This window comes from Roseateles sp. NT4 (assembly GCF_051857475.1).
GTDB lineage: Bacteria > Pseudomonadota > Gammaproteobacteria > Burkholderiales > Burkholderiaceae_C > Pelomonas.
The window spans coordinates 456,171-480,916 of record NZ_JBPZGZ010000003.1; the positions used below are offsets into that span (position 1 = coordinate 456,171).

General features: G+C 66.0%; 24 protein-coding genes. 10 read left to right on the forward strand and 14 right to left on the reverse strand.

Going from position 1 to position 24,746, the window contains the following annotated elements:
• Positions 1–5 precede the first annotated feature (5 nt).
• Entirely contained in the window at positions 6–1,481 is a 1,476-nt protein-coding gene (locus tag ACS5PN_RS20995; protein WP_439465959.1) for a glutamate synthase subunit beta, read from the forward strand.
• 68 nt (positions 1,482–1,549) lie between these two features.
• Here the strand turns inward: ACS5PN_RS20995 and ACS5PN_RS21000 are convergent, their stop codons facing one another.
• The 6 genes from ACS5PN_RS21000 to ACS5PN_RS21025 are packed head-to-tail and all read right to left on the reverse strand — an operon-like array spanning position 1,550 to position 9,130.
• A complete protein-coding gene (locus ACS5PN_RS21000) occupies positions 1,550–5,833 on the reverse strand; it encodes a PilC/PilY family type IV pilus protein (protein ID WP_439465960.1) in 4,284 nt (1,427 codons plus the stop codon).
• Between the two features lie 28 nt (positions 5,834–5,861).
• Positions 5,862–6,518 (reverse strand): pilus assembly PilX family protein, encoded by a 657-nt coding sequence (locus ACS5PN_RS21005; RefSeq protein ID WP_439465961.1) that lies wholly within the window; start codon positions 6,516–6,518, stop codon positions 5,862–5,864.
• Complete coding sequence (locus ACS5PN_RS21010) at positions 6,518–7,663, reverse strand: PilW family protein (protein ID WP_439465962.1); 1,146 nt, start codon at positions 7,661–7,663, stop codon at positions 6,518–6,520. The genes ACS5PN_RS21005 and ACS5PN_RS21010 overlap by 1 nt, the downstream gene beginning before the upstream one ends.
• On the reverse strand, positions 7,663–8,061 hold the full coding sequence (locus ACS5PN_RS21015; RefSeq protein WP_439465963.1) for a type IV pilus modification PilV family protein: 399 nt from the start codon (positions 8,059–8,061) through the stop codon (positions 7,663–7,665). The genes ACS5PN_RS21010 and ACS5PN_RS21015 overlap by 1 nt, the downstream gene beginning before the upstream one ends.
• A complete protein-coding gene (locus ACS5PN_RS21020) occupies positions 8,061–8,663 on the reverse strand; it encodes a GspH/FimT family pseudopilin (RefSeq protein WP_439465964.1) in 603 nt (200 codons plus the stop codon). The genes ACS5PN_RS21015 and ACS5PN_RS21020 overlap by 1 nt, the downstream gene beginning before the upstream one ends.
• On the reverse strand, positions 8,657–9,130 hold the full coding sequence (locus ACS5PN_RS21025; RefSeq protein WP_439465965.1) for a type IV pilin protein: 474 nt from the start codon (positions 9,128–9,130) through the stop codon (positions 8,657–8,659). The genes ACS5PN_RS21020 and ACS5PN_RS21025 overlap by 7 nt, the downstream gene beginning before the upstream one ends.
• A 248-nt stretch (positions 9,131–9,378) precedes the next feature.
• On the opposite strand from ACS5PN_RS21025, the gene ACS5PN_RS21030 reads away from it, so the two are divergent.
• The 6 genes from ACS5PN_RS21030 to ACS5PN_RS21055 all read left to right on the forward strand — a co-directional run bounded on the left by ACS5PN_RS21030 (position 9,379) and on the right by ACS5PN_RS21055 (position 13,459).
• Complete coding sequence (locus tag ACS5PN_RS21030; protein WP_439465966.1) at positions 9,379–10,230, forward strand: ABC transporter ATP-binding protein; 852 nt, start codon at positions 9,379–9,381, stop codon at positions 10,228–10,230.
• A complete protein-coding gene (gene mlaE / locus ACS5PN_RS21035; RefSeq protein ID WP_439465967.1) occupies positions 10,227–11,006 on the forward strand; it encodes a lipid asymmetry maintenance ABC transporter permease subunit MlaE in 780 nt (259 codons plus the stop codon). Before ACS5PN_RS21030 ends, mlaE begins: the two co-directional genes overlap by 4 nt.
• 12 nt (positions 11,007–11,018) lie before the next feature.
• Positions 11,019–11,519, forward strand: coding sequence for an outer membrane lipid asymmetry maintenance protein MlaD (gene mlaD, locus ACS5PN_RS21040; RefSeq protein WP_439465968.1), 501 nt, complete (start codon positions 11,019–11,021; stop codon positions 11,517–11,519).
• The gene (locus tag ACS5PN_RS21045; RefSeq protein ID WP_439465969.1) at positions 11,516–12,376 is read left to right on the forward strand and encodes an MlaA family lipoprotein; all 861 of its coding nucleotides are present in this window, start codon (positions 11,516–11,518) and stop codon (positions 12,374–12,376) included. The genes mlaD and ACS5PN_RS21045 overlap by 4 nt, the downstream gene beginning before the upstream one ends.
• 56 nt (positions 12,377–12,432) lie before the next feature.
• Positions 12,433–13,071 (forward strand): MlaC/ttg2D family ABC transporter substrate-binding protein, encoded by a 639-nt coding sequence (locus tag ACS5PN_RS21050; RefSeq protein ID WP_439465970.1) that lies wholly within the window; start codon positions 12,433–12,435, stop codon positions 13,069–13,071.
• Between the two features lie 76 nt (positions 13,072–13,147).
• A complete protein-coding gene (locus tag ACS5PN_RS21055; protein ID WP_439465971.1) occupies positions 13,148–13,459 on the forward strand; it encodes an STAS domain-containing protein in 312 nt (103 codons plus the stop codon).
• 149 nt (positions 13,460–13,608) lie between these two features.
• Here the strand turns inward: ACS5PN_RS21055 and ACS5PN_RS21060 are convergent, their stop codons facing one another.
• Both ACS5PN_RS21060 and zwf read right to left on the reverse strand, forming a co-directional pair.
• Positions 13,609–14,469 carry a MurR/RpiR family transcriptional regulator gene (locus ACS5PN_RS21060; RefSeq protein WP_439466387.1) on the reverse strand — a complete coding sequence of 287 codons (861 nt, stop codon included), beginning with the start codon at positions 14,467–14,469 and terminating at the stop codon, positions 13,609–13,611.
• 2 nt (positions 14,470–14,471) lie between these two features.
• A complete protein-coding gene (zwf, locus tag ACS5PN_RS21065) occupies positions 14,472–15,917 on the reverse strand; it encodes a glucose-6-phosphate dehydrogenase (protein ID WP_439465972.1) in 1,446 nt (481 codons plus the stop codon).
• 123 nt (positions 15,918–16,040) lie between these two features.
• Between zwf and tal the strand changes: the two genes are divergently transcribed.
• Genes tal through ACS5PN_RS21080 form a run of 3 tightly spaced genes read left to right on the forward strand, consistent with a single transcriptional unit; the run spans position 16,041 to position 19,236 of the window.
• The gene (tal, locus tag ACS5PN_RS21070; RefSeq protein WP_439465973.1) at positions 16,041–16,982 is read left to right on the forward strand and encodes a transaldolase; all 942 of its coding nucleotides are present in this window, start codon (positions 16,041–16,043) and stop codon (positions 16,980–16,982) included.
• 2 nt (positions 16,983–16,984) lie between these two features.
• Complete coding sequence (pgi, locus tag ACS5PN_RS21075; protein ID WP_439465974.1) at positions 16,985–18,619, forward strand: glucose-6-phosphate isomerase; 1,635 nt, start codon at positions 16,985–16,987, stop codon at positions 18,617–18,619.
• On the forward strand, positions 18,616–19,236 hold the full coding sequence (locus ACS5PN_RS21080; RefSeq protein WP_439465975.1) for an HAD family hydrolase: 621 nt from the start codon (positions 18,616–18,618) through the stop codon (positions 19,234–19,236). Before pgi ends, ACS5PN_RS21080 begins: the two co-directional genes overlap by 4 nt.
• Here ACS5PN_RS21080 and ACS5PN_RS21085 read toward each other — a convergent pair.
• From ACS5PN_RS21085 to pilB, 6 genes are read right to left on the reverse strand one after another with little or no spacing between them, the layout of a single operon-like run.
• Positions 19,233–19,457 carry a DNA gyrase inhibitor YacG gene (locus ACS5PN_RS21085; RefSeq protein ID WP_439465976.1) on the reverse strand — a complete coding sequence of 75 codons (225 nt, stop codon included), beginning with the start codon at positions 19,455–19,457 and terminating at the stop codon, positions 19,233–19,235. The genes ACS5PN_RS21080 and ACS5PN_RS21085 overlap by 4 nt on opposite strands.
• Complete coding sequence (gene zapD / locus ACS5PN_RS21090; protein ID WP_439465977.1) at positions 19,454–20,209, reverse strand: cell division protein ZapD; 756 nt, start codon at positions 20,207–20,209, stop codon at positions 19,454–19,456. The genes ACS5PN_RS21085 and zapD overlap by 4 nt, the downstream gene beginning before the upstream one ends.
• A gap of 24 nt (positions 20,210–20,233) precedes the next feature.
• Positions 20,234–20,839 carry a dephospho-CoA kinase gene (gene coaE, locus ACS5PN_RS21095; protein WP_439465978.1) on the reverse strand — a complete coding sequence of 202 codons (606 nt, stop codon included), beginning with the start codon at positions 20,837–20,839 and terminating at the stop codon, positions 20,234–20,236.
• 7 nt (positions 20,840–20,846) lie between these two features.
• Positions 20,847–21,776: a prepilin peptidase gene (locus tag ACS5PN_RS21100; RefSeq protein ID WP_439465979.1), complete on the reverse strand. Its 930-nt coding sequence runs from the start codon at positions 21,774–21,776 to the stop codon at positions 20,847–20,849.
• Positions 21,777–23,003: a type II secretion system F family protein gene (locus ACS5PN_RS21105; RefSeq protein ID WP_439465980.1), complete on the reverse strand. Its 1,227-nt coding sequence runs from the start codon at positions 23,001–23,003 to the stop codon at positions 21,777–21,779.
• A 19-nt stretch (positions 23,004–23,022) separates the two neighbouring features.
• Complete coding sequence (pilB, locus tag ACS5PN_RS21110; RefSeq protein WP_439465981.1) at positions 23,023–24,690, reverse strand: type IV-A pilus assembly ATPase PilB; 1,668 nt, start codon at positions 24,688–24,690, stop codon at positions 23,023–23,025.
• Between the last annotated feature and the right edge of the window lie 56 nt (positions 24,691–24,746).

The window sequence follows — 24,746 nt, forward strand, 5'->3', positions numbered from 1 at the left end:
GAAGCATGGGAAAAGTCACCGGCTTCATGGAGTACGAGCGCCTCGAAGAGGGCTACGAGCCCGTCGTCGCTCGCGTCAAGAACTACAAGGAATTCGTCATCGCGCTGAACGTCGACCAGGCCAAGCAGCAGGGCGCCCGCTGCATGGACTGCGGCACGCCGTTCTGCAACAGCGGCTGCCCGGTCAACAACGTCATCCCCGACTTCAACGACCTGGTCTACAAGGGCCGCGCGGAAGACTGGAAAAACGCTATTCACGTGCTGCACAGCACCAACAACTTCCCCGAGTTCACCGGCCGCATCTGCCCCGCGCCCTGCGAGGCGGCCTGCACGCTGAACGTCAATGACGACGCGGTGGGCATCAAGTCCATCGAGCACGCCATCATCGACCGCGCCTGGGCCGAGGGTTGGGTCACGGCCCAGCCACCCAAGCTGCGGACGGGCAAGAAGGTCGCCGTCGTCGGCGCCGGCCCGGCCGGCCTGGCGGCGGCCCAGCAGCTGGCCCGCGTCGGCCACAGCGTCACGGTCTTCGAGAAGAATGACCGCGTCGGCGGCCTGCTGCGCTACGGCATCCCGGACTTCAAGATGGAGAAGTCCCACATCGACCGCCGCGTCGAGCAGATGAAGGCCGAGGGCGTCGAGTTCCGCACCGGCGTCATGGTCGCTGCGCTGCCGGAAGGCAGCAAGGTCACCAACTGGGCCAAGGAAACCGTCACCGCCGACGAGCTGAAGAGCCGGTTCGACGCCATCGTGCTGACCGGCGGCGCCGAGCAGTCGCGCGATCTGCCGGTGCCCGGCCGCGACCTCGCCGGCGTGCATTTCGCGATGGAGTTCCTGCCGCAGCAGAACAAGGTCAACGCCGGCGACAAGCTCAAGGGCCAGATCACCGCGGCCGGCAAGCACGTCATCGTCATCGGCGGCGGCGACACCGGCAGCGACTGCGTCGGCACCAGCAACCGCCATGGCGCCAAGAGCGTGACCCAGTTCGAGCTGCTGCCCCAGCCGCCCGAAGTGGAAGACCGCCCGCTGACCTGGCCCTACTGGCCGATCAAGCTGCGCACCTCGTCCAGCCATGAAGAAGGCTGCGAGCGCGAGTTCGCCATCGCCACCAAGGAATTCATTGGCGAGAAGGGCAAGCTGACCGGCGTCAAGACCGTGCGCCTGCAGTGGCAGGGCGGCAAGATGACCGAGGTCGAGGGCAGCGAGCAAATCCTGAAGGCCGACATTGCTTTCCTGGCCATGGGCTTCGTGTCGCCGGTTGCCACCATCCTCGAGGCCTTCGGCGTCGACAAGGATGCGCGCGGCAACGGCAAGGCGAGCACCGAAGGCGCCAACGCCTACAAGACCAATGTCGACAAGGTCTTCGCCGCCGGCGACATGCGCCGCGGGCAGAGCCTGGTGGTCTGGGCCATCCGCGAAGGCCGCCAGGCCGCACGCGCGGTGGACGAATACCTGATGGGCTCGACGACGCTGCCGCGCTGAGCGCTCCGGATCTCAAAAGCAACAAGGCCGCCCGAGGGCGGCCTTGTTTTTGGGGCTGCGATTGCAGCTCAGTTGTTGATCAGGACTTCGCGCCAGTTCAGGCGTTGCAGGCCCAGATTGACCGGCGTGCGCGTGCCGACCTTTTCCACTGGCTGGCAGTTGTTGCCGGAGCAGTTGTCCTTGCCCGCGAGCAGCACCGACTTGCCGACGCCGTTGATGTTGACGCTGTAGAAGGTGAGGTCGATGACCACGCCGTCGGTCTTGCTGACATAGCAGTTGTTGCCGCCGCCGGTCAGGCCGCAATAGCCCGAGCCGAGGTCGATTGCATAGATGCGGCTGGTGCCGTTGGGGGCGCAGGGGTCGCTGGACGTCGGGGACGTTGCCGCGAATGCAACGGTGCCGTAGAAGGACGTCGGATCGGACAGCACGCGCCAGCCCGGGCCGCTCGCGGAGACGCCCAGGTCGACATACCAGCCCACCTGCGTCGTCAGGTTCAGCAGGATCTTGGTGTTCAGGTCGGTCAGCTCCAGCAGGTTGGACACCGTCAGCGGGAAGTTGCCCGTGGTGAGGGTCAGGTCCCGCGTCTCGCCGGAGATGGTGCCGTCGTGGCTGAACGATGCATTGGTGCCGTCGATGATGGCGAAGAAGCGTTGCGCCTGGTTGTTGCTCAGATCGGTCCCATCCAGCAATCGACCCGTGCCAACCGTGATGTAGCGGTTGTTGGTGCCGGGCTGCACGACCGGCAGCGGCTTGCTGGTGATGGGCAGCACATTGCCGTTCGAGCCCACCAGCCGCGCGAACCGGACGGGTGTCGGGTAGGCCGTGGCGGCGACCGTGCCGGTGACGTCCAGGCGCCAGAGGTTGCCCATCAGGTCACCGCCATAGATCGCATCCGCATAGCCGTCGGTCAGGTCCAGCACGAAGGCGTTGACGTGGGCCATGCCGGCCTGGTTGGTCGCCGAGCAGGCTGCGACCGTCGGTCCGGTGAGGGCGGGGCAGGGGGCGGCGACCTTCTCCAGCAGCGCGCCGGTGCGCGGGTTGATGAAGAAGAAGTAGGCCTTGCCGTCAGTGTTGTTGTAGCCGGAGCCGGCAACGACCACCCAGCCGTACTTGCGGGTCTTCACGACAACTGGCTGGCCGTAGGTGTAGCCGAGATCGGCGTCCTTGAACTCCCACAGCACCTTTTGCGCGGCGACCGCTTCCGACGTGACCGACGCGGGGTCGGTGATGTCCAAGGCGTAGATCGCCTTGCCGCCCTTGCCCAGGCCGGCGACCAGGATGGTGCGCCAGTCGGCGGTGCCGCTGCCACCGTAGGTGCCGCCAAAGTCCAGGTCGATGGTCAGCGGCGTGGCATCCACCAGGAAATGGTGAGAGAAGGTCGGGTTGCCGATCGACGCCAGGCCGTCCACGCTGGGCGTGCCGTTCGGGCCGTTGAACAGGTCGCCCGGCACATAAGCCCAGACTTCCTTGCCTGCGTCGGTGCCGGTCAGGCTGCCGTTGACCGCGTGCACCATGCCGTCATTGCTGGCCACATAGACCATCGGCTGACGATTCGCGTAGGTGGTCTTGAAGGTGTCGTAGCCAGGGTTGTTGACGGCGGAGTAGGGCGCGGCGGGCGCCGCCACCGGGCGTGCCTTGGCGTTGACGATGTCACCCAGCAGCTTGGCGCGGTCACGATAGACGTGGGCCACGCCGGTCGTGGTGGACGAGACCTCCCCCGTGCGCTCGCCACGCAGATAGTTCAGATAGTTGACGGAGTCGTCGCCGGCCACATAGGAGGTGTTCAGAAGCCCGAGCTGCGCGGAGGGGATGCTGCCGGCGCCGCTGCTGCGGAACTTCACGCCCACCTTGTTCACCGTGTCGTAGGTGACGATATTGCGCGAGTTACTCCAACCCGTACCGGCCGCCTGCGTGTCCAGCTTGCCGGAGAACGTCCATTGGCTCGTCAGGCTCGGCTCGCCGGTGTTGGCGTCGAAGGTGGTCAGGCTGGCTTCCAGTTCGCCCGTCCAGGTCTTCGCGTCGAACTTCGTCGAATAGGAGGCGACACCCAGCGCCGAAACCTGCGGCAGGGCCGTCGAGAATGAGGTCGAATAGGCGGAAAGCTGGGATGCGATGCTGGAGAAGGTCTTGGTCAGGCCGTCCACCATCTGGTCGGCGCGCGCTGCGGTGTAGTAGTTGTCGGGGCGCGGCGCACCGTCCGGCGTGGTGTCCGACGTCGTGGTCCACCAGGTCTTGGTGGCGGCGCTGTTGTCGAACTGCGCGGTCGTTGCCGTGGCATCCGAGTAGCCGGTGGGCGGCTTGAAACCACCGTATTTGGCGGCCAGGTAGAACTGGTTGTAGGGCTTGAAGACCTGGAACTCCAGCACGTCCAGCCAATAGGTCTGGATGGTCTGGATGCCCGCCTTGTCGCTGCGGATGTCGTTGATGTTGGCCCAATAAGCCAGGCCGGCCATCAGTGCGCCGTTGTTCGTGCAGCAGCCGCCGAAGGGCTGGGTGGCGCCCAGCGTAGTGCCCAGGCCACTGCCCTGCAGCACGCCGACCCGGTTGGTCCAGTCGTAGGCGTTGACGCCGGTGTCGGCGGTGACTTCAGTGGGCTTGGTGGGTTCGGAGAGACCGGTCGCGCCGGGCAGGTTGCGGTCAGCGTGGGTGTTGACGTCACCGATGCCCAGGATGAAGTTGCGCTGGCAGGAGTACAGGATGGGATCGTCCCAGGCGGTGATCACCGGGAAGCCATCGATGTGCGTGGCGGTGGCGTTATTCGTCCATGCGGGCACGTTGCCGAGGTTGCGGTAGTAGCGCTGGGCCGCGTAGTAGAGCTCACCGACCGGGTCGTAGGTCTTGTAGCTGCCGGGCGAGATTTCACCGAACTTGTTCAGGTAGTTCATCACCCCGCTGTTGGTCACGCCGGTCGCCGTCGCGTCGGCCGTGTCGGGATTGGTCACCATGACACCGGTGGTCGCGTCCCATTCAGCCTTGGCATTGGTCACCGGAATGCCACCGGGCACCGGGCTGGTCGGACCGATGAACTTCTGCTTGGCGCGCAGCACCCCGCCGTCTCGGTTGATGTCGCTGTCGTTGAGATAGCCGAAGGCGCTGTAGCGGATCTTGTCCGAGTACTTCTGCATCAGGCCTGTCGGTTTGTAGGACGTGCCGTACTGCGTGCAGTTGTCTTCGCGATCGGTGGAGGAACCGGCGGGATCGCAGACCTTCACGCGTACAAAGGCCTCGTACAGCGTGCCTTCCACCAGCGCGTTGGCCGGGTTGTAGTGAGTGGCCGTGCCGTAGAGGTCAACCGCGCCGCCGCCGCCCACATTGGTGTAGACGGCGGTGTTGGGGAGTTGCCATTGCAGGCTGATCTCGCCACCGCCACCACCCTGGTAGAACTGCGCCGTGATGTTCAGCGTGTCATTGGCGTTCACGCCCGGCACGGTGAGGGTGTAGTCGGTGGCGCCCTGGTCATGCCACCCGGTATCGTTGATGGTGTAGGTGGTGCCGCTGCCGTTGATGCGGACCGTCAGCCGCACGCCGTCGTCGCCACGGATCTTGAAGGTGTAGGTTCCGCTGGTCGGTGCTTTGACCGTGCCGGTCCAGTTGGCCGACATATTGGTCGTGCTCACGCCAGCGGGCCAGTCACCGTTGATGTTGTAGTTGATGTAGCCCTCATTGCGGGTGACCGCCACCGGATTGCTCTGGGTCTTGTTGTTGTAGTACCTCGCCGTGAAGCTGGCGTTGTTGGCGCCGCCCGTGCTCGGCACCTGGAAGCGGATCTTGTTGCCCAGCGCCCAGATGCGCGTCGACAAGCTCGTCGCGCTGCCATACGGCGTGGCCCCGGACACCGTCGATGAGGTGGTGGTGGTGCTGTCGGGGAAGTTGCTCGTGCTGCCCTGGTTGGTGGCCCAGGCCTTCTCCAGCACCGTCAGCGTGGACGTGTCGATGACGCGATAGCCACCGGTCAGCGCCCAGCGGAACGGGTCGATGGTCTGCATCGACGCCCAGTTCAGGAAGTTGCCGCTCCACTTGCCCGAACAGGCGTGGCTGCTGGCCGCGCCGTTGGGGTAGAAGTAGTTGTCGGTGCTGGTGCCGTCGGTATAGCGATAGGAGTAGCACTTCGCGGGGTCGAAGTAGCCGATATAGGTGTTCGCCGCCGAGTAGGTGCGCGAGGGGTGGGCCACGCTGATCGCCGTCGGGAACTCGACCGACAGCGCCAGCGCCAGGTTGCCCGGCACGTTGACGGAGGTGAACACCGGCTGATCCGCCAGCGAGACCTGCGCGGAGGATGTGGCTGCCAGCGTCACGAGGCTGGCAGTCAACGCCAGGCCGCGCACCAAGACAACAAGGCGAACTGCATTCATGGGAAACCTCGATACGTCCTGAGCAAGCTCAGTTGGTGGTGAAGGTGGACTGGAAGAAGGACAGGGTGTTGCGCGGCCCCTTCACACGCACCGTGATGCGGAAGATGGGCTGCTCAGGCACCGCGGACGGATTGGCGTTGTTGGCCGCGCCGCTGTTGGTCTGGGAATTGATCCATTCGCTGGAGCTCCCGCCAAAGACCGACTGGTTGACCATGGTGCAGGTGGCGCTCGTGCAGGCGCCGGCTGCCGTGGACAGGCGGTCGATCACATAGCGGATCGTCACGCCGGTGCCGGCAGGAGTGATGTCAGCTGCCGTTCCTACCGCCGCAAAGGCGGTATCCGACGCCAGCAATGCAGTCGGGATACCCTGTGCATTCGTGGGCAGCAGCGTGGCGCTGTAGTTGGCGGCCAGCAGGTTGGCATTGCGTTTTGTCACGGTGTCCAATTGCCCGCCGGCCCGCACCGCATCCATGGCGGCCTGCAGGGCTCGCTCGCCCTGGTTGGTCAGATCGCGCTTGAAGCCAATGTTGCCGACAGCGAATTGGCTCGAATTGATGGAGCGCGAGATCGCGACCGCACCGATGAGCAGGATCACCAGCGTGATGAGGGCGAAGATCAGCACGATGCCGCGCTGTTGTCGCCGCAGGAGACGGGAAGAAGAAGTGGTGCGCATCATCACGGCCATCAGCGGGAGTAGCGGATATTGCGCAGCGGCACCGTGAACTCGACGACGCGGTAGCGCTGATTGGTCGTGCCCGCGGGCACGGTGTAGGTGTACGCCAGACCGCTGCCGAGGTCGCTGAACATGGTCAGCGAAGACGGCGTGACGTCGGTCTTCTCGATCAGATCGCTGCGCACGATCATCCCCACGCGCACGGCGAGGATGTTCTGCAGACGGCTCTGGGCAACCGCCGTGTCGGCCGTCAACTCGGCCGCCGTAAATCCTGCCGCAGTTGGCGCGATCCATGAGTCGACCTGTGTCGGGCCGCTCACTACGGTGTGCACGCCGTAAAGCACGCGCAGGTCCACGACGCCGTCCGCAATCGCCTGCGGGCTGTCTGAATTCAGGCGCAGCAGGTCATAGGACATCAGCGTCGCGTTGGCGTCGATGCCGATCAGCGAGAAGCGCGGCTGGTTGCCGGTGACATTGCCCAGCACCGAGACAAAGGCGTTGCCATTCGAAAAGCCCGTGAGCGCGGTGGTGCCGATGGTGTTGGCGGCATAGGTGCCGCCGAAGTTCAGCGTCTGGGTGGCACCACCGGTGAAGCCCGTGTTCACCTGTTGCACCATGCAGCCGACGCCCTGCTGGGCCAGCAGGATCAGATCGCCACCCTTCAACCCCAGGGTGTTGGACAGCTTCAAGAGGCCCGCCGCAGCCGACTTGGGAATGACCGGCAGGGCCGACTCGCTCAAGCCCGAGTTGCCCGTGGCCACCGCGATGACGTCCGAGCCATTGGTGCCCGCGCCGGCATGGACGACGAGCGGCGTCAGCACGAAGGTCTGTGGAACGGAGGCGAAAGGCGTCGGGAAGGCAGCGCTGCGCGGCAGGATCTGGGCGTTGCTCTTCGAGACTCTCAACGAGCAGCCGTAGTTTTCCGCCGCTGACTGGCTGAAGCCCGCACCGGCACTACGCAGCTCGCGGTCCAGCACATAGGAGGCATAGGCGGAGTTGCTCGTCAGGTCATTGCCCGAAGTCACGCCGCGCCGCAGCGATTCCTGCCGTGCCACCATCATCGAGATGGCCAGGGTCAGCACCAGGCCGATGGCCAGGGTCACCATCAGCTCGATGAGGGAAAAGCCGCGATCGGCGGCTGGAGATCGGCGCGTCATTACGGGATCACCACGTCGGTGAAGTAGTTGTGCGTGTCGTTGGCGGCGCCGTTGGACTGAACGGGCGTCCAGGTCAAGGTGACTCTCGCCGTCGTTGCGTTGGTCACGGACACGGTGCCGGCGCCATTGGGCAGGCCGCCGCTGGCAGGGTCCGAGGCGCGAGCCGCCCAGGCGGCCACCACCGCAGCGTCGACGTTGACGCTGTTCCGGTTGAGCATCGTTGCGGCCATCTCGCTGGCCAGGATGGCCGCGCGTTGAGAATCCTCGCTGCTGACCGAGACCTGCAGCGCACGGGCCTGCAGCGTGATCAGCCCGAGCAGGCCAAAGGAGATGATCAGGATGCCGACCAGCATCTCGATCAACGAGAAACCCCGGCTGGAAATGAAGCGCTGTTTCATCATGGGCATCCGTCCGGTGCCGTCGAGGCCTTGCCGGGGTCGCACATCCGGATGGATCCGGCCAGGCTGACGAGCACCCGTAGCGGTCGGTCGCCGACGCCGTTCGTCGCCGAAACGACGTTGTAGGCGGCGGCGCCGGCGGTGCAGTTCGCACCGATGGTGGTTGGGTCCGTCAGCGTGGTCTGGCGGCCATCACCGCTGAAGCAGAGCGCGGTGGGCGGTGCTGTTGGTGATGTTTGGAACTGGACGCCGCTCGACACGTCCGTGAGCACGCCGCATTGCACGACCTCGGCGGGATCGTTGGCCAGCAGGTTCATGGGCACGGTGCGAATCTGCCAGTAAAGGCCTCCAGCCGTGGCCGTGTCCGTCAAGTCGCATGCCTTGCTAGTAGTCAGGAAGAAGACGACGTTGTGTGTACGGCGCTGCGCTTCGCCCTGGGCCAGGCGCAGGCCGGACTGCAGGGCGTCCGCGACCGTCCGCATGCGCGCATTGCGGATCCAGGTCGTGAAGTTGGGCATGGCGACAGCGGTCAGGACGGCCATGACGCTGACGGCCACCATCAGCTCGATGAGGCTGAAGCCCGAATGGCGGCGCGTCAGCACGAGTCGCCCTTCTTCATCATCCACTTGCTGGAGCAGGCGCCGCCCCAGCCGGGTTGCGTGTTGTTTGTTGCGCGTATGTCCTGATGGTTGATGGTGTAGTTGAAGCCGTTGGAGGCACCGCCGCCTGTTGCCAGCAATGTGAACGTGGTGGTGGTCAACGTACTGCAGGTGATCACGAAGTTGCCAAAGGTGCGGGCAGACGCGGTGGCGTTGTTGCAGGGCGAAACGAAGGTCCCGGTGTCGAGATAGGTCCGGTTGTCCTGGTAGTAGCGCTCCATCTGCGCCCGCATCGTCGTCAGGCCCGAGCTGGCGTCGGCCAGGCGGCTGCGCGTTACATAGTCCCTGTACTGCGGGATCGCGACCGCGGCGAGGATGCCGATGATGGCGACCGCGATCATCAGCTCGATGAGCGTGAAGCCGCGGCTGACAGGGGAGGGGGGGCGGTGGCGCATGGTGGTGGCTTGCATGGCGGGTGTCAGTATTTTGGTGGCGAGGGGCTTGGGCGGGATACCGCTCGTCGCGAACCAACGAACGCTGGTCGCGGGCTGAGCGCGATTCGTGAACTGGCGCACGTTTGGCGGGGCCGAAACGGCCGTTCGAAGGGTTGACGGACGCAAGCAGACGTAACAGCTCCGCGCCCAAATCCAGGGGTGTATCGGAGGGTTGACGGGCTTGTCGAGGGGGACTCCCCGGGGTCCTTGGTGTTTCCCCTATCATGGCGCCCTTTCTCCCGCCCCGGCTCCGGCCCGCCCGCGTGAATCAATTGGCAACCGCACCTCTGATCGAACTGCGCAACGTCAGCGTCGGCTATGGCGACCGCGTGATCCTGGATGGCGTCAACCTGAAGCTGGAGCGCGGCAAGGTGCTGGCGTTGATCGGCACCTCGGGCGGCGGCAAGACCACGGTGTTGCGCCTGCTCGGCCGCCAGCTCCGGCCCCTGAGCGGCCAGGTGCTGTTCGACGGCCAGGACCTGGCGCCACTGGACCTGCAGGGCTTGTACGCCGTGCGCCGGCGCATGGGCATGCTGTTCCAGTTCGGCGCCCTGTTCACCGACCTCAGCGTCTTCGAGAACGTGGCCTTCCCGCTGCGCGAGCACACCGACCTGCCCGAGGCCATGATCCGCGACCTGGTGCTGATGAAGCTGAATGCCGTCGGTCTGCGCGGCGCGCGCGACCTGCTGCCCAGCGAGATCTCCGGCGGCATGGCCCGCCGCGTGGCCCTGGCCCGCGCCATCGCGCTGGACCCCGACCTGGTGCTCTACGACGAACCCTTCGCCGGCCTGGACCCGATTTCCCTGGGCGTCGCCGCCCGGCTGATCCGCGACCTGAATGATGCGCTGGGGCTGACCAGCATCATCGTCTCGCACGATCTGCACGAGACCTTCGAGATTGCCGACGAGGTGGCCATGGTCGCCAACGGCCGCGTCGTGGCCCAGGGCACGCCGGAGGAACTGCGCCACAGTGACGACCCGCTGGTGCGCCAGTTTGTCGGCGCCGAGCCCGACGGGCCGGTGCGCTTCCACCAACCGGCCCGTCCGGTGGCCGAGGATTTCGGGGTGGCGTCATGATGAGCCTGGCCGCCAATATCGGACTCGGCGTGCGCAAGCTGCTCGCCGACTGGGGCGCGTCCGCGCGTTTGTTCGGCGCCCTGCTGGCCACATCGCCTCGAGCGCTGATGCGCTTCGTGCTGGTGCGCGAGCAGCTCTTCTATCTGGGCAACCGCTCGCTGCTCATCATCGGCGTGTCGGGCCTCTTCGTCGGTTCGGTGCTGGCCCTGCAGGGCGACTATGCGCTGCAGCGCTATGGTTCACGCGAGGCGGTCGGCCTGCTGACGGCGCTGAGCCTGGTGCGCGAGCTCGGGCCGGTGGTCACCGCGCTGCTGTTCGCGGGCCGCGCCGGCACCTCGCTGACGGCCGAAATCGGCTTGATGAAAGCCGGCGAGCAACTCACCGCCATGGAGATGATGGCCGTCGACCCGGTGCAGCGCGTGCTGGCGCCGCGCTTCTGGGGCGGCTTCATCGCGATGCCCTTGCTCGCCGCGGTCTTCTCGGCGCTTGGCATCATCGGCGGCTGGCTGGTGGATGTGCCGCTGCTGGGCATTGATGCCGGCGCCTTCTGGTCGCAGATGCAGGGCGGCGTGGATGTGTTCAAGGACGTCGGCAACGGCGTCATCAAGAGTCTGGTGTTTGGCGTGACGGTGACTTTCATCGCGCTGCTGCAAGGCTATGCCTGCCGCCCCACGCCCGAAGGCGTGTCTGCGGCCACCACGCGGACCGTCGTGCTGTCGTCCCTGGCCGTGCTGGCCCTGGACTTCATGCTGACGGCCATGATGTTTTCGATTTAGGGAGAAGGAAGGATGCAATCCTCTCGTTATGACGCCTGGGTGGGCCTGTTCGTGCTGATCGGTGGCGCGGCCCTGCTGTTCCTGGCGCTCAAGGCCGGCAACCTGCTCAGCCTCAATTTCGACGCCACCTACCAGGTGTCGGCGCGCTTCGACAACATCGGCGGCCTCAAGCCCAACGCGGCGGTCAAGAGCGCCGGCGTCGTCGTCGGCCGGGTCGAGTCGATCAACTTCGACGACAAGACCTTCCAGGCCAAGGTGCTGCTGAACATGTACAAGAACACGCAGTTCCCCAAGGACAGTTCGGCCAAGATCCTGACCTCGGGCCTGCTCGGCGAGCAGTACATTGGCCTGGAGCCCGGCGCCGACGAAAAGAACCTCGTTGCCGGCGACGTCATCAAGCAGACGCAGAGCGCCGTCGTGCTGGAGAACCTCATCGGCCAGTTCATCAACAGCAAGGCTTCGGACATGGGCAGCGCACCGGCGGCGGTTCCCGCTTCGGGGAGCAAGCCGTGAACCGCGTCATTCGACTGCTGGTCCTGTTCACCCTGGCGCTGGGCCTCGCGGGCTGCCAGACGGTGAAGGGCGTCGGCTCGCGCATCGAGCGCGCCGTCGACAAGGTCATGGGTTCCAAGGGCCAGAGGCTGGACCCCTGGGAGTCCTGGAACCGCAAGGTCTTCGCCTTCAACGAGAAACTCGATGAGGCCGTGCTCAAGCCCGTCGCGACGGCCTATACCGAGATCGTGCCTTCGCCCGTGCGCACCGGCATCGACAACTTCTTCGGCAACATCGGTGACGCCTGGTCAGCGATCAATCTCTTCCTGCAAGGTCGTTTCAAGGCGGGCGTCGAGCAGGGCATGCGCTTTGCGGTCAATTCGACCCTGGGGCTGGCCGGCGTGCTGGACATCGCCACTGAAGCGGGTCTGGAAAAGAACAGCCAGGACTTCGGCAAGACCTTGGGCAAATGGGGCATGGGCACCGGGGCCTACATCGTCTGGCCCTTGTTCGGTCCGTCGTCGGTGCGCGACTCGCTGGCGCTGCCGGTGGATTGGCAGGCCTCGCCGGGCGTGATCTTTGATGATGGCCGCAAGAAGGTCGCCATCACCGCGCTCAGCCTCATCAATACGCGCTCCAACTTCCTGCGCGCGGGCGAAATGCTGGATGGCATTGCGCTGGACAAATACACCTTTTACCGGGACGCTTACTTGCAACGGCGCGGCAGCTTCGATGATGACGATGAGATCGAGGTGCTGGTGCCTGGCAGTGGGGCTTCGGCACCGGCCGCGACGGCGCCCGCTTCGGCGGCCGCCGCATCCGAACCTGCGATCGGCGTGAAAAAGCCCGCCGAACCCGCCTCCGCGGCGACGCGGTGAACCAAACCCCGGGCTGGCGCGTTGAGTGCCCGTCCCTGTTCAGAGAAAGCGACACCATGACTTTGCTGACCTCCCTGCGCCGCCTGCTGACCGTGGCCACCCTGGGCCTTGGCCTCGTGCACGCCGCCCATGCGGCCGATGCCGGCGCACCTGACCAGCTGATCCGCCAGCTGTCCCTGGAAACCATCGAAGCCGTCAAGGCCGACAAGGAGATCCAGGCCGGCAACATCAACAAGATCATTGCCCTGGTCGACGCCAAGGTGATGCCCCATGTCAACTTCCAGCGCATGACGGCGTCGGCCGTTGGCCGCTTCTGGCGTCAGGCCACGCCCGAGCAGCAGACCAAGCTGCAGGCCGAGTTCAAGACCCTGCTGGTGCGCACCTATGCCGGCGCGCTGACCCAGGTCAAGGACCAGACCATCGGCCTGAAGCCGCTGCGTGCCCAGCCGACCGACACCGAAGTCGTCGTGCGCACCGAGATCCGCGGCAAGGGTGACGCCATCCAGCTCGACTACCGCCTGGAGAAGGCCGGCGCCGAGTGGAAGATCTACGACGTCAATGTGCTGGGCATCTGGCTGGCCGACCAATACCGCAACAGCTTCGCCCAGGAGATCGGCGCCAACGGCATCGATGGCCTGATCAAGAGCCTGGCCGACAAGAACGCCAAGGCCGGCGCACCGGCCGCCAAGGGCTGATGAGCCCCGCGCAGCCGCCCGAAGGGGCTCGCTCCCGCTTGGCGGGACAGCGCGCAGCGCGAAGGGTGCAACAGCCATGAGCGGTCTGAAGCTGCCTTCGCGGCTGCGCATGGACGGCGCACGCGCCGCCTGGGCGCAGATGTCGCCGGCCCTGCGTGCCGAGGCGGCCCAGGTGCTGGCGGCAGCCGGCCGTGAGGTCAGGTTGTCTGCAGCCGGTCTGACCGACTTCGACTCGTCCGCCCTCAGCCTGCTGCTGTCAGCTGCTCGCCAATGCACCGAGCAGGGCGCGACGCTCAAGCTGGACGACGCCCCGGAGAAGCTGCGCGAGCTGGCGCGCGTCTATGGTGTGTCGGAGCTGTTCTGGCCGGTGAGCGTCCAAGGCGCCTGACGTTTCGGGCCGAGCGCCGGGCCGCCCCTAGCCGGCCCGTCTGGTGATGTGCTCACCGTTCGAGACGGTGAGCATCGCCGTCCCCTCGGGGGACCGGTTGGGCGCGCGCCCGCGTTCAGCGGGGCGAGACCGGACGAGGGGTTGTCCAGTCAGCCTGCGTAGCGTTTCGCGCGCAGGTTCTTCTTGATCTCCTGCAGCATGGGCCGCAGTTGCTGGCCCAGCTTCAGCGCAACGCCCGTCGTCAGGATGTCCACCGCGATCAGGTGCAGCAGCCGCGACACCATGGGGCTGTAGCGGTCGAAGTCTTCGGGGTGGTCCACCGCCAGCAGGATCTGGCTGGGGCCCAGCGCCAGTTGTGCCAGCGGCGAGGCGCTGGCTGTGATGATGATGATGGTCGCGCCCTTCTTGCGCGCGATTTCGGCCGCGTCCAACAGGTCGCGGCTGCGACCCGAGTTGCTGATGATGACGGCGCAGTCGCCCGGCTGCAGCATGGTGGCGCTCATCAGCTGCACATGGCCGTCGCTGGTGGCGACGGTGTTCACGCCGAGGCGGAAGAACTTGTGCTGCGCGTCCTGGGCGACGATGCCGGAGTTGCCGACGCCATAGAACTCGATGCGCTTGTTGTGGCGGGCCGAATCGGCGAGGGCCTCGATGGCGCGCTCGAAGGCATGGCTGGCCGCGTCATTGCGGTAGTGCAGCAGGGCCGCAACGGCGTTGTCGACGACCTTGACGATGATGTCGGCCGGCTTGTCGTCCTCGTCCACAGCGCGGTGCACGAAGGGCACACCCTCGTTGACGCTGCCGGCCAGTTTCAGCTTGAAGTCGGCCAGCCCGTCATAGCCGACGCTGCGGCAGAAGCGCACCACGGTTGGCTTGGACACGTGGGAGCGGTCGGCCAGCTCGCTGACCGGCAGGCTGGCAAAGCTGCGCGCGTCGGCCAGCAGCAGCTTGGCGACCCGCTGTTCTGCCGGAGGGAGGGCGGGCAGGGCCGCCTTGACGCGCTCGAGGATGCTCATTGTTCTTCAGCCCAGGAAAAACCGTCTCTGGCGACCAACGCGCTCGCGGCGGCCGGGCCCCAGGAGCCGGCGGAGTAGGGGCGCGGACCGCTGGCGTCGGCCGCCCACGCATCGAGGATGGGCTCAACCCAGCGCCAGGCCTGTTCCTGCTCGTCACTGCGCACGAAGAGGTTGAGGCGGCCGGCGATGGCGTCCAGCAGCAGGCGCTCGTAGGCGCCGACGCGCTGCGTCGCGAAGGCCTTGTCGAAGTCCAGGTCCAGGGACACCGGTGTCAGCTGTTCGCCGGCACCAGCGCCCTTCTGGGCCAGCAGCTGCAACTCCAGGCCGTCCTCGGGCTGCAGCTTGATGACGAGGCGATTCGGCTGGCTGCCGCCGGCGAAGATCTTGTGCGGCACTGGGCGGAAGTTGACGACGATCTGCGCGTCGCGCTCGGCCAGGCGCTTGCCGGTGCGCAGATAGAAGGGCACGCCGGCCCAGCGCCAGTTGTTGATCTCGGTGCGCAGGGCGACGAAGGTCTCGCAGGTGCTTTCGGGCGGGACCTTGACCTCTTCGAGATAGCCCGGGACCGCGGTGCCCTCGATGTTGCCGGCGCGGTACTGGCCGCGCACCACGTCGCGGGCCACGCTGTCGGACGTGAAGGGCTTCAGCGAGCGCAGCACCTTGAGCTTCTCGTCGCGGATGGCGTCGGCGTCGTTGCTGGACGGCGGCTCCATGGCGATCATGGTCAGCAGTTGCAGCGCATGGTTCTGGATCATGTCGCGCAGCGCGCCGGTGCCGTCGTAGAAGGCGCCTCGCGTGCCCACGCCCAGGCGCTCGGCCAGCGTGATCTGGATGTTGGCGATGCTCTCGCGGCGCCACAGCGGCTCGAACAGCGCATTGCCAAAGCGCAGGGCCATCAGGTTCTGCACTGAGGGCTTGCCGAGGTAGTGGTCGATGCGGAAGGCCTGGCTTTCGGCAAAGACGCTGCGTACCGCACGGTTGATTTCCTGGGCACTGGCCAGGTCGTGGCCCAGCGGCTTCTCCAGCACCACGCGCACCTTGTCGTGGTTCAGGCCGACGGCACCCAACTGCTGGCAGATGCCGGTGAACAGATGCGGGCTGGTGGCCAGATACAGCACGACGGTGTCGGCATTGCGGGCATCCAGCCAGTCCTTCAGACCCTGGTAATGCTCGGGCTGGGACAGGTCCATGCGGCGGTAGTGGATGAGGTCCGCGAACTTCTCGAATTCCTCGTCACTGGGACGCTTGGCGCCGTCCACTTCGCGGAAGCGCTCCTTCAGCCATTCGCGGTAGCGCTCGTCGGACTGGTCGTCACGCGCGACGGCGAGAATGCGACCGCCTTCGGGCAATTTGCCGTGCCGGAAGGCCTGGAACAGCGCGGGCATCAGCTTGCGCCATGTCAGGTCGCCGGTACCGCCAAAGAACACGAGATCAAAGGACATCTGCGGGGTCTCCAGGCCAGCGCTTCACAGGAGGCGCTAACCGTTGTGTAACTAAGTTTCGTGAAATACTATGCAGCAGTTTCTTCGCCGGGTCAATCCAGTCGACCCGAGGACAGCCCCACCATGAACCAGCTCGACCAACTCAAGGCCTTCACCACCGTCGTCGCCGACACGGGCAACTTCCTGCAGCTCGCGCAGTTCGCCCCGCGCGACGCGACGACCAATCCTTCGCTGATCCTGAAGGCCGTGCAGTCGCCCGACTACGCACCGCTGCTGAAGGAAACCGTCGAGGCCCACCGCGGCAAGCCGCTGGACGAGATCGTTGATCACGTCCTCGTGCGCTTCGGCCTCGAGATCCTCAAGGTCGTGCCAGGCCGTGTGTCGACCGAAGTCGATGCCCGCCTGTCCTTCGACAAGGCCACGTCCCTGGCGCGTGCGCGCCGCATCATTGCGCTGTACGAAGCTGCCGGCATCGGCCGCGACCGCGTGCTGATCAAGCTGGCCTCGACGTGGGAAGGCATCCAGGCCGCCGCCGAACTGGAGCGCGAGGGCATCCATTGCAATCTGACGCTGCTGTTCGCCTTCGCCCAGGCCGTGGCCTGTGGCGAGGCCAAGGTGCAGCTGATCTCGCCCTTCGTCGGCCGCATCTACGACTGGTACAAGAAATCGGCCGGTGCCTCTTGGGACGAGGCCGCGATGGCTGGCACCAACGATCCGGGCGTGAAGTCGGTGAGCCAGATCTACGCCTACTTCAAGCAGCACGGCATCAAGACCGAAGTCATGGGCGCGAGCTTCCGCAACATCGGCCAGATCCAGGCGCTGGCCGGCTGCGATCTGCTGACCATCAGCCCCGATCTGCTGGCGCAGCTGCAGGCCTCCGAGGCCCAACTGGAACGCGCACTCGATCCGGCCAAGGCCGCCGCCACGCCGGCTGTTCATCTCGACGAGGCCGCCTTCCGCTTCGCGCTCAACGAGGACGCGATGGCGACCGAGAAGCTGGCCGAAGGCATCCGCCTGTTCGCCGTCGACGCCGGCAAGCTCGACAAGCTCATCCAACAAGCCTGACCATGACGAAGCGCTGCGACCAATCGCCCGTCTGGGCCGAACTCCAGGCCCACTACGCCGCGAGCGGTCGCGGCTTCGACATCCGCGACGCCTTCAAGGCCGATGCGGGCCGTTTCGGCGCGCTGTCCTTCCAGGCGCCCGAGGTCTTTGCCGACCTGTCCAAGAACCGCATCGATGCGCCGACGCTGGCGCTGCTGCTGAAGTTGGTGCGCGACTGCGGCCTGGAGGCGCGCCGCGATGCGCTGCTGCGCGGCAACCCCGTCAACCACACCGAAGGCCGCGCGGTGCTGCACACGGCCCTGCGCGCTCCGGCCGGCAGCGATGCGCCTTTCAACGCAGAGGTGCAGGCGTCGCTCGACGCCATGCTGGCCTTTGCCGAGAGCGTGCGTCGTGGCGAGCGCGGTGAGATCACCGATGTCGTGCATATCGGCATCGGCGGCAGCGACCTCGGCCCGGCCATGGTCGTGCAGGCCCTGCAGGCCTTTGGCCGCCGCGAGCTGAAGCTGCATTTCGTCTCCAACGTCGACGGCCACGACCTCGCGCCCGTGCTGGCGGGTCTGGATGCGAAGCACACGCTGTTCGTCATCGCGTCCAAGACCTTCACGACGCAGGAGACGCTGGCCAATGCGCAAGCCGCCAAGGCCTGGTTCCTGGCTGCGGGTGGCACGGACGTGGCACGCCATTTCGTTGCCACCAGCAGCAATACCGCGGCTGCCGCGGCCTTCGGCATCGACACGGCCTTCGGCTTCTGGGACTGGGTGGGCGGCCGCTATTCGCTGTGGTCGGTCATCGGCCTGCCCATCGCCATCGCCGTCGGCGCCGACAACTTCCGCGAACTGCTGGCCGGCGCGCATGCCATGGACCAGCATTTTGCGACCGCGCCGCTGGACGTGAACCTGCCGGTGCTGCTGGGCCTGGTCGACATCTGGTACCGCAACTTCCACGGCTTTACGAGCCGCAGCGTGGCGCCCTACCACCAGGGCCTGCGTCGCCTGCCGGCTTACCTGCAGCAGCTGGAGATGGAGAGCAACGGCAAGGGTGTGGACCTCGACGGCAACGCGCTGTCGCTGGGCACCTCGCCGGTGGTCTGGGGCGAGGCCGGCACCAACGGTCAGCACGCTTACTTCCAGATGCTGCATCAGGGCACGGACGTGATCCCGGTCGAGTTCATCGCCGTGAAGCGCACCAACCATGGCGAAGGCGTTGCAAAAGAGGGCGAGCTGGCCGAGAAGCTGGCTGACCAGCACCGCAAGCTGCTGGCGAACTGCCTGGCCCAGAGCCAAGCCTTGATGCAAGGCAAGACGGCGGCCGAGGCGTTGACCGAGAAGGCGCCGACGGCTTCGGCCACGCTGGATCGCGAGGTGTTGTCCCGTCACCGCAGCTTCCCTGGCAACCGCCCGAGCACGACCTTGGTGCTGGAGGCGCTGACGCCGCGCTCGCTCGGCGCCCTGATCGCCCTCTACGAGCACCGCGTCTTCGTCACCGGTGCTTTGTGGGGCATCAACAGCTTCGACCAATGGGGTGTGGAGCTCGGCAAGGCGCTGTGCAACCAGCTGCTGCCGCGTCTGGAGTCGGGCGACACGGTGGGCCTGGATGGCTCGACCGCCGGCCTGCTGAAGCGACTGGTGTCCGCATGAGGATCGTCTTCGACTTCGGCGGCGTGGTGTTCCGCTGGCATCCCGCCAGCTTCCTTGCGCGCATGTGGCCCCACCGCATCGAGACGCTGGAGCAGGGCGCGGCCGCGGCGACGACCTTCTTCCAGAACTATGGTGGCGACTGGGGTCTGTTCGACCAGGGGCTCATCGGGGCCGACGAAGTGGCGCGACGCATCTCGGCGCGCACCGGCTGGCCGCTGGGCGATGTCGCGGCCGTGGTGCGTGCCGTGCCGGACGAGCTGATGCTGATCCCCTCCACCGCCGTCCTGATCCGCGATCTGCGCGCTGCCGGGCACACGCTGCACTTCCTGTCCAACATGCCCGAGCCCTATGCCAGCCATCTGGCCAGGACGCATCCGCTGGCCGAGTGGTTCGAGTCGGGCGTGTTCTCCAGCCACGTGAAGCAGATCAAGCCCAGCGCCGAGATCTACGCCATCGCCGAGCGTCGCTTTGGCGTGCCGCCTGAGGAACTGCTGTTCCTGGACGACCATCCGGTCAACGTCGAGGCGGCCCGGGCGCGCGGCTGGCAGTCCGTGCTGTTTGCCGACACCGCCACCGTGCGGCGGGAACTGGTGTCGCGGCAGTTGCTCAGCGCCTAATGCATCAGTGGCTCGCCGTCCGGCCCGAACTCATCGGGATCCTGGGGCGGCGTGGCCGGCACGCGAAAGGACTCGCTGGCCCAGGCGCCGAGGTCGATCTGGCGGCAGCGCTCGCTGCAGAAGGGTCGCCATTTGTTGCTGGGGGCGAACACGCTGTCGCCGCCGCATTGCGGGCAGCGCACCAGGCGTTCGCCTTGGGCATTCGTCTTCACGGGCTTCATTGACACAGGGCGAGCTCGAAGCCGCTGTCTTCGGCAGCCAGCTTGAGCCGTCCTTCCTCGTCCTGGCGCATCAGTCGGATGGAGATCATCAGGCGGTGGCCGGAGATTTCCGGAATCAGGCCGAGGCTGGGGTCGATGCGCATGCGCAGCAACTGGTAGACGCGGCCGGCCGGCAGGCTTTGCTGGAACTGGCCGGCGGTCGCGGCGACCTTGTGCGGCGTGCCGGAATCGCGCAGCAGGCCCAGCAGCACCTGCAGGGCTTCGGCCAGCGGCATCAGCGTCTGCGACCAGGTCATCAAGTCCTTGCGGCGGCGCACCGGCAACAGCTGCTGCCAGTTGTAGTAGGCCGGCAGGTCGAACTCGCAGGTGCCGCCCGGAATGCTGATGCGGCTGCGGATGCTCATCAACCATTCATTGCCGGTCAAAGCCGCGCCGGCCTTGCCGGCGAGGGCGTTCAGGCGGCCGAAGGCGCCGTCGATGCGGGCGACAACCTCGTCCAGCCGCGCCTCGTCGACGCCGGGGCTGCCACGGTAGGCCATGAACTGCGCCTTGTGCTTCTCAAGCTCCTTGAGCAGATCGCTCTTCAGGTCGGCGCGGGAAGCGACGTCCATGATTTCGAACAAGGTGACCAGGGCGAAGTGATGGTCCAGCGCGGGTTCGCGCGCCATCAGCGTTCCGAGACGGTCGAACAGATGTTCGAGGCGAAGCATCGTGCGGATGCTTTCGTTGAACGGGTACTCGTACAGGACCAAAGGGCGCCTCGGGATGGACTGCAATCAGGGCCGGGCGATTGTTCCACACCCCCAGCGTTCGGCCAGGCCGAGGACCTCGTTTCTGAGCGCAACAAGGGGCAGGCCGTCGTTCAGCAGCACCACATCGGCGGCCGCGCGGCGGGCCGCGCGCGTCGTCTGCGCGGCCAGGGCCCCCAACACGCGCTCGTGCGTCCAGCCGGGGCGCTGCAGCACGCGTTCGATCTGGGTCTCCGTCGAACAGTCGACCACCAGCACGCGGGCCAGCCGGGGCCGCCAGCGACCGGATTCGACGAGCAGGGGCACGTCGAAGACGACGAGGCGGGATGTGACTGCGTCGGCCTGGGTCAGGGCTTCAGCGGTGATCAGCGGATGCAGGATGGCCTCGAGGCGGCGCTTGGCACCCGTGTCAGAGAAGGCGAGGGCGCGCATGCGGTCACGGTCCAGGGCGCCGTCGGGGCCGACAAAGCCAGCACCGAACTGCTCTGCAATCGCGGCCATGGCCGCGCCGCTCGGGCCGGTCAGGGTGCGGGAGATGCCATCGGTGTCGACGATGGCGGCGCCGGCCTCGCGCAGAAAGCCGGCGACCGTGCTCTTGCCGCTGCCGATGCCGCCGGTCAGCCCGACTCTCATGGAGACGTCAGGCCCAGCCCAACCACCCCAGCACCGTCGCCTGGCCGGCAAACAGCACGACGAGGCCGCCACCCGCCAGGAAGGGGCCGAAGGGCACATAGCGGCCTTCGCGCAGCTTGGCGTTCATCTTCATGATGATGCCGATGACGGCGCCGATCGCCGAGGCGCCGAGCACGATGGGCAGGATCATCTGCCAGCCCAGCCAGGCGCCGAGGGCCGCCAGCAGCTTGAAGTCGCCGTAGCCCATGCCCTCCTTCTTGGTCAGGAGCTTGAACACCCAGTAGACCGACCACAGCGACAGATAACCCGCCAGGGCGCCGATCAGGGCCTTGTCCAGCGGGATGGTCCAGCCCATCAGCGCGGCGGCCAGACCGGCCCAGAGCAGGGGCTGGTTGATGGCGTCGGGCAGCAGGGTGGTGTCCCAGTCGATCATCGCCAGCGCGATCAGTGCGGCAACGAAGCCGCACCAGAGCAGCGTTGTCGGCTGGGCACCAAAGCGCCACGACAGGGCGGCAAAGGCCAGGCCCGTGGTCAGTTCGACGAGGGGATAGCGCTTGGAGATCGGTGCCTTGCAGGATGCGCATTTGCCCCCCAGGCGCAGCCAGCCGACCAGGGGCAGGTTTTCGTGCCAACGCAGCTGGTGACCGCAATGCGGGCAGCGGGAGCGCGGCGAGGCGATCGTGAAGGGCGGCAAGGCCTCGATCTTGGTGCCGTAGGCGTCGACGGCCTTGGCCAGCTTCTCGGCTTCGGGCAGCGGCACGCTGGCCACGCGCGCCATGGCGGGCGCATCGGTCAACTGGGCGGCGGACTCATGCAGCCACTGCCGCTCCAGCATCAGCGGCAGGCGGTGGATGACGACGTTCAGGAAGCTGCCGATGCACAGACCGAAGATGCCGAGGAACCAGGGTGACAGCAGCAGACCGGTGTCCACCGCCATTCAGACCACCTGGCCGAGCTTGAAGATCGGCAGGTACATCGACACCACGATGCCGCCGATCAGGCCGCCCAGGATGACGATGATGAAGGGCTCCATCAGGCTGGACAGCGCCTTGACGGCCTCGTCGACCTCGTCCTCGTAGAACTCCGCCGCCTTGCCCAGCATGTGATCCAGCGAGCCGGACTCTTCGCCGATGGAGGCCATCTGCAGCACCATGGTCGGGAAGATGCCCACCGTCTGCATCGACGTGGTCAGCGCCGCGCCGGTCGAGACGTCGCGCTGGATCTGCTCGGTGGCCTCCTGGAACACGGCATTGCCCGAGGCGCCGCCCACGGAGTCCAGCGCCTCGACGAGGGGGACGCCGGCCGCGAACATGGTCGACAGCGTGCGGGTCCAGCGTGCGACGGCGGACTTGTACATGAGGTCGCCGAACACCGGCACCTTCAGCAGCAGCCGGTCCATGCGCTTCTGCATCTTCTCGGAGCGCTTCCAGCTCTGCAGGAAGAAGTAGATGCCGCCGCCGATGACGCCAAAGATGGCCCACCAGTAGGAGACGAAGAACTTCGACAGCGCGATGACCATCAGCGTCGGGGCCGGCAGGTCTGCGCCGAAGGACTTGAAGACGTCCTCGAAGGCCGGCACGACGAAGATCATGATCACCGCGACGACGATGAAGGCGACGACCATGACGGCGACCGGGTAGGTCAGGGCCGACTTGATCTTGTTCTTGATGGCCACCGTCTTTTCCTGGTAGACGGCCAGACGATCCAGCAGCGCTTCCAGGATACCGCCCGACTCGCCGGCCTCGACGAGGTTGCAGTACAGGGCATCGAAATACAGGGGATGCTTGCGGAAGGCCGACGACAGGCTGGTACCTGTCTCCACATCCTGACGGATGTCGTTCAGCAGCCGCGTCAGGCGAGGATTGGTGGCACCGCGCGCGACGATGTCGAATGCCTGCAGCAGAGGCACGCCGGCGCGCATCATCGTCGCCAATTGACGCGTGAAGACGGCGATGTCCTTTTGCTTGATGGCGCTGCCGCCACTGACGCGGCGTTTCTTGACCTTGTTGACCAGAATGCCCTGGCGTCGCAGGGTGGCGCTGACCATGGCTTCGCCACCGGCACGGAGTTCGCCTTTGACGATCTTGCCGTTGCGGTCCTTGCCTTCCCACTCAAAGACAAAGTCCTTGACGCCTTTTGCTGCTGCAGCGGTGGCAGTGGCCATGCGCTCTCCTCGAGTCTGATTATTCGTTGGTGGCCGACAGCACTTCTTCGAGCGTCGTAACGCCGATGCGCACCTTCACCAGACCGAACTGGCGCAGATCCCGCACGCCATCCTTCTTGGCCTGCTCGGCGATGTCCATCGCCGTTCCCTCAGCCAGGATGATGCGTTGGATTGCCTCGGTGATCGGCATGACTTGGTAAACACCAACACGGCCACGGTAACCATTTGTGCAACTGCTGCAGCCAACCGCGCGGTAGGGTTTCCAGCTGCCGTCGAAATCGTCCTCGGCGAAGCCGGCCTTGAGCAGCGCCTCGCGCGGGTAGTCGGCCGGGGCCTTGCAGTTCTCGCACAGGCGCCGCACCAGGCGCTGGGCGGTGATGAGCAGCACGCTGGATGCGATGTTGAACGGCATCACGCCCATATTGAGCAGACGGGTCAGCGTCTTGGGCGCGTCATTGGTGTGCAGCGTCGACATGACCATATGGCCCGTCTGTGCCGCCTTGATGGCAATGTCGGCCGTCTCCAGGTCGCGGATTTCGCCGACCATGATGATGTCCGGATCCTGGCGCAGGAAGGACTTCAGCGCGGCCGCGAAGTTCAGGCCTGCCTTGTCGTTGACGTTGACCTGGTTGATGCCCGGCAGGTTGATTTCGGCCGGGTCCTCCACCGTTGCGATATTGACGCCGGGCTGGTTCAGGATGTTCAGGCAGGTGTAGAGCGACACCGTCTTGCCGGAACCCGTCGGGCCGGTCACCAGCACCATGCCGTAAGGGCGGTAGATGGCCGCCAGCAGGCGCTCCTTCTCGATCTTCTCGTAGCCCAGGGCATCGATGCCCAGCTTGGCCGAAGACGAATCCAGGATACGGATGACGATCTTTTCGCCGAACAGCGTGGGCAGGGTGCTGACCCGGAAGTCGATGGACTTGGCGCCGAACTTCAGCTTCATGCGCCCGTCTTGCGGAATGCGCTTTTCGGCGATGTCCAGCCGCGAGATCACCTTGATGCGCGAGGCCAGCTTGTCCTTGATGGCGATGGGCGGCTGCGTGATTTCGCGCAATTCGCCGTCGACGCGGAAGCGCACGCGGTAGTGGTATTCGTAGGGCTCGAAGTGCAGGTCGGAGGCGCGCAGATTGATGGCGTCGACCAGCATCTTCTGCAGGAAACGCACGACGGGCGCGTCCTCGACGTCGGCCAGTTCTGCAGCCTCTTGCTGAGGTGTCGCATCCTCTTCGGCAATGTCGAAGTCGAAGTCCCCGCCGGCCATGCTTTCCAGCGATTCGGCTGCGCTCGCGCCGGCGCTGGTCAGCATCTTGGCCAGCTTGTCATGCTCGACGATGACCCATTCCGGCTGCAACTGGGTCGCGAACTTGATGCGCTCGATGACCTCGAGGTCGGTGGGATCAGCGCCGCCGACGAAGAGTCGATTGCCGCGCCGGGAAAGGGCGACGACCTGGTATTGCTGGGCCAGCTTGCCTTCGATGACGTTCTGCGGCATGCGCTGCGGGTCCATCGCCGACAGATCCAGCAGCGGCAATGCCAGCGCACTGGAGAGCGTATGCGCCAGATCGACAGGGGAGACCTGGCCGCTCGCGATCACCGCGTTGACGAAACTCGTCTTCTTTTCTCTCGCCAGCCTGACGAGATCTTCAGCCGCCTTCGCCTGGAGCTTGCCGGCATGTACCAACATGCGAGCGACCCCCGACAGGGAGGACTGGAGTGGCTCTGCGAGAGGTGTTTCCACAA

What these genes read in the sequence shown, in the direction of transcription:
- ACS5PN_RS21050 (WP_439465970.1), top strand. Translation starts at nt 12,433, where the DNA reads ATGACTTTGCTGACCTCCCTGCGCCGCCTGCTGACCGTGGCCACCCTG.
- ACS5PN_RS21025 (WP_439465965.1), bottom strand. Translation starts at nt 9,130, where the DNA reads ATGCAAGCCACCACCATGCGCCACCGCCCCCCCTCCCCTGTCAGCCGC.
- ACS5PN_RS21030 (WP_439465966.1), top strand. Translation starts at nt 9,379, where the DNA reads ATGGCGCCCTTTCTCCCGCCCCGGCTCCGGCCCGCCCGCGTGAATCAA.
- coaE (WP_439465978.1), bottom strand. Translation starts at nt 20,839, where the DNA reads ATGAGAGTCGGGCTGACCGGCGGCATCGGCAGCGGCAAGAGCACGGTC.
- ACS5PN_RS21105 (WP_439465980.1), bottom strand. Translation starts at nt 23,003, where the DNA reads ATGGCCACTGCCACCGCTGCAGCAGCAAAAGGCGTCAAGGACTTTGTC.
- ACS5PN_RS21010 (WP_439465962.1), bottom strand. Translation starts at nt 7,663, where the DNA reads ATGACGCGCCGATCTCCAGCCGCCGATCGCGGCTTTTCCCTCATCGAG.
- ACS5PN_RS21015 (WP_439465963.1), bottom strand. Translation starts at nt 8,061, where the DNA reads ATGAAACAGCGCTTCATTTCCAGCCGGGGTTTCTCGTTGATCGAGATG.
- mlaD (WP_439465968.1), top strand. Translation starts at nt 11,019, where the DNA reads ATGCAATCCTCTCGTTATGACGCCTGGGTGGGCCTGTTCGTGCTGATC.
- pilB (WP_439465981.1), bottom strand. Translation starts at nt 24,690, where the DNA reads ATGTTGGTACATGCCGGCAAGCTCCAGGCGAAGGCGGCTGAAGATCTC.
- ACS5PN_RS21000 (WP_439465960.1), bottom strand. Translation starts at nt 5,833, where the DNA reads ATGAATGCAGTTCGCCTTGTTGTCTTGGTGCGCGGCCTGGCGTTGACT.
- pgi (WP_439465974.1), top strand. Translation starts at nt 16,985, where the DNA reads ATGACGAAGCGCTGCGACCAATCGCCCGTCTGGGCCGAACTCCAGGCC.
- ACS5PN_RS21100 (WP_439465979.1), bottom strand. Translation starts at nt 21,776, where the DNA reads ATGGCGGTGGACACCGGTCTGCTGCTGTCACCCTGGTTCCTCGGCATC.
- zwf (WP_439465972.1), bottom strand. Translation starts at nt 15,917, where the DNA reads ATGTCCTTTGATCTCGTGTTCTTTGGCGGTACCGGCGACCTGACATGG.
- ACS5PN_RS21005 (WP_439465961.1), bottom strand. Translation starts at nt 6,518, where the DNA reads ATGGCCGTGATGATGCGCACCACTTCTTCTTCCCGTCTCCTGCGGCGA.
- ACS5PN_RS21055 (WP_439465971.1), top strand. Translation starts at nt 13,148, where the DNA reads ATGAGCGGTCTGAAGCTGCCTTCGCGGCTGCGCATGGACGGCGCACGC.
- mlaE (WP_439465967.1), top strand. Translation starts at nt 10,227, where the DNA reads ATGATGAGCCTGGCCGCCAATATCGGACTCGGCGTGCGCAAGCTGCTC.
- ACS5PN_RS21085 (WP_439465976.1), bottom strand. Translation starts at nt 19,457, where the DNA reads ATGAAGCCCGTGAAGACGAATGCCCAAGGCGAACGCCTGGTGCGCTGC.
- ACS5PN_RS21080 (WP_439465975.1), top strand. Translation starts at nt 18,616, where the DNA reads ATGAGGATCGTCTTCGACTTCGGCGGCGTGGTGTTCCGCTGGCATCCC.
- ACS5PN_RS20995 (WP_439465959.1), top strand. Translation starts at nt 6, where the DNA reads ATGGGAAAAGTCACCGGCTTCATGGAGTACGAGCGCCTCGAAGAGGGC.
- tal (WP_439465973.1), top strand. Translation starts at nt 16,041, where the DNA reads ATGAACCAGCTCGACCAACTCAAGGCCTTCACCACCGTCGTCGCCGAC.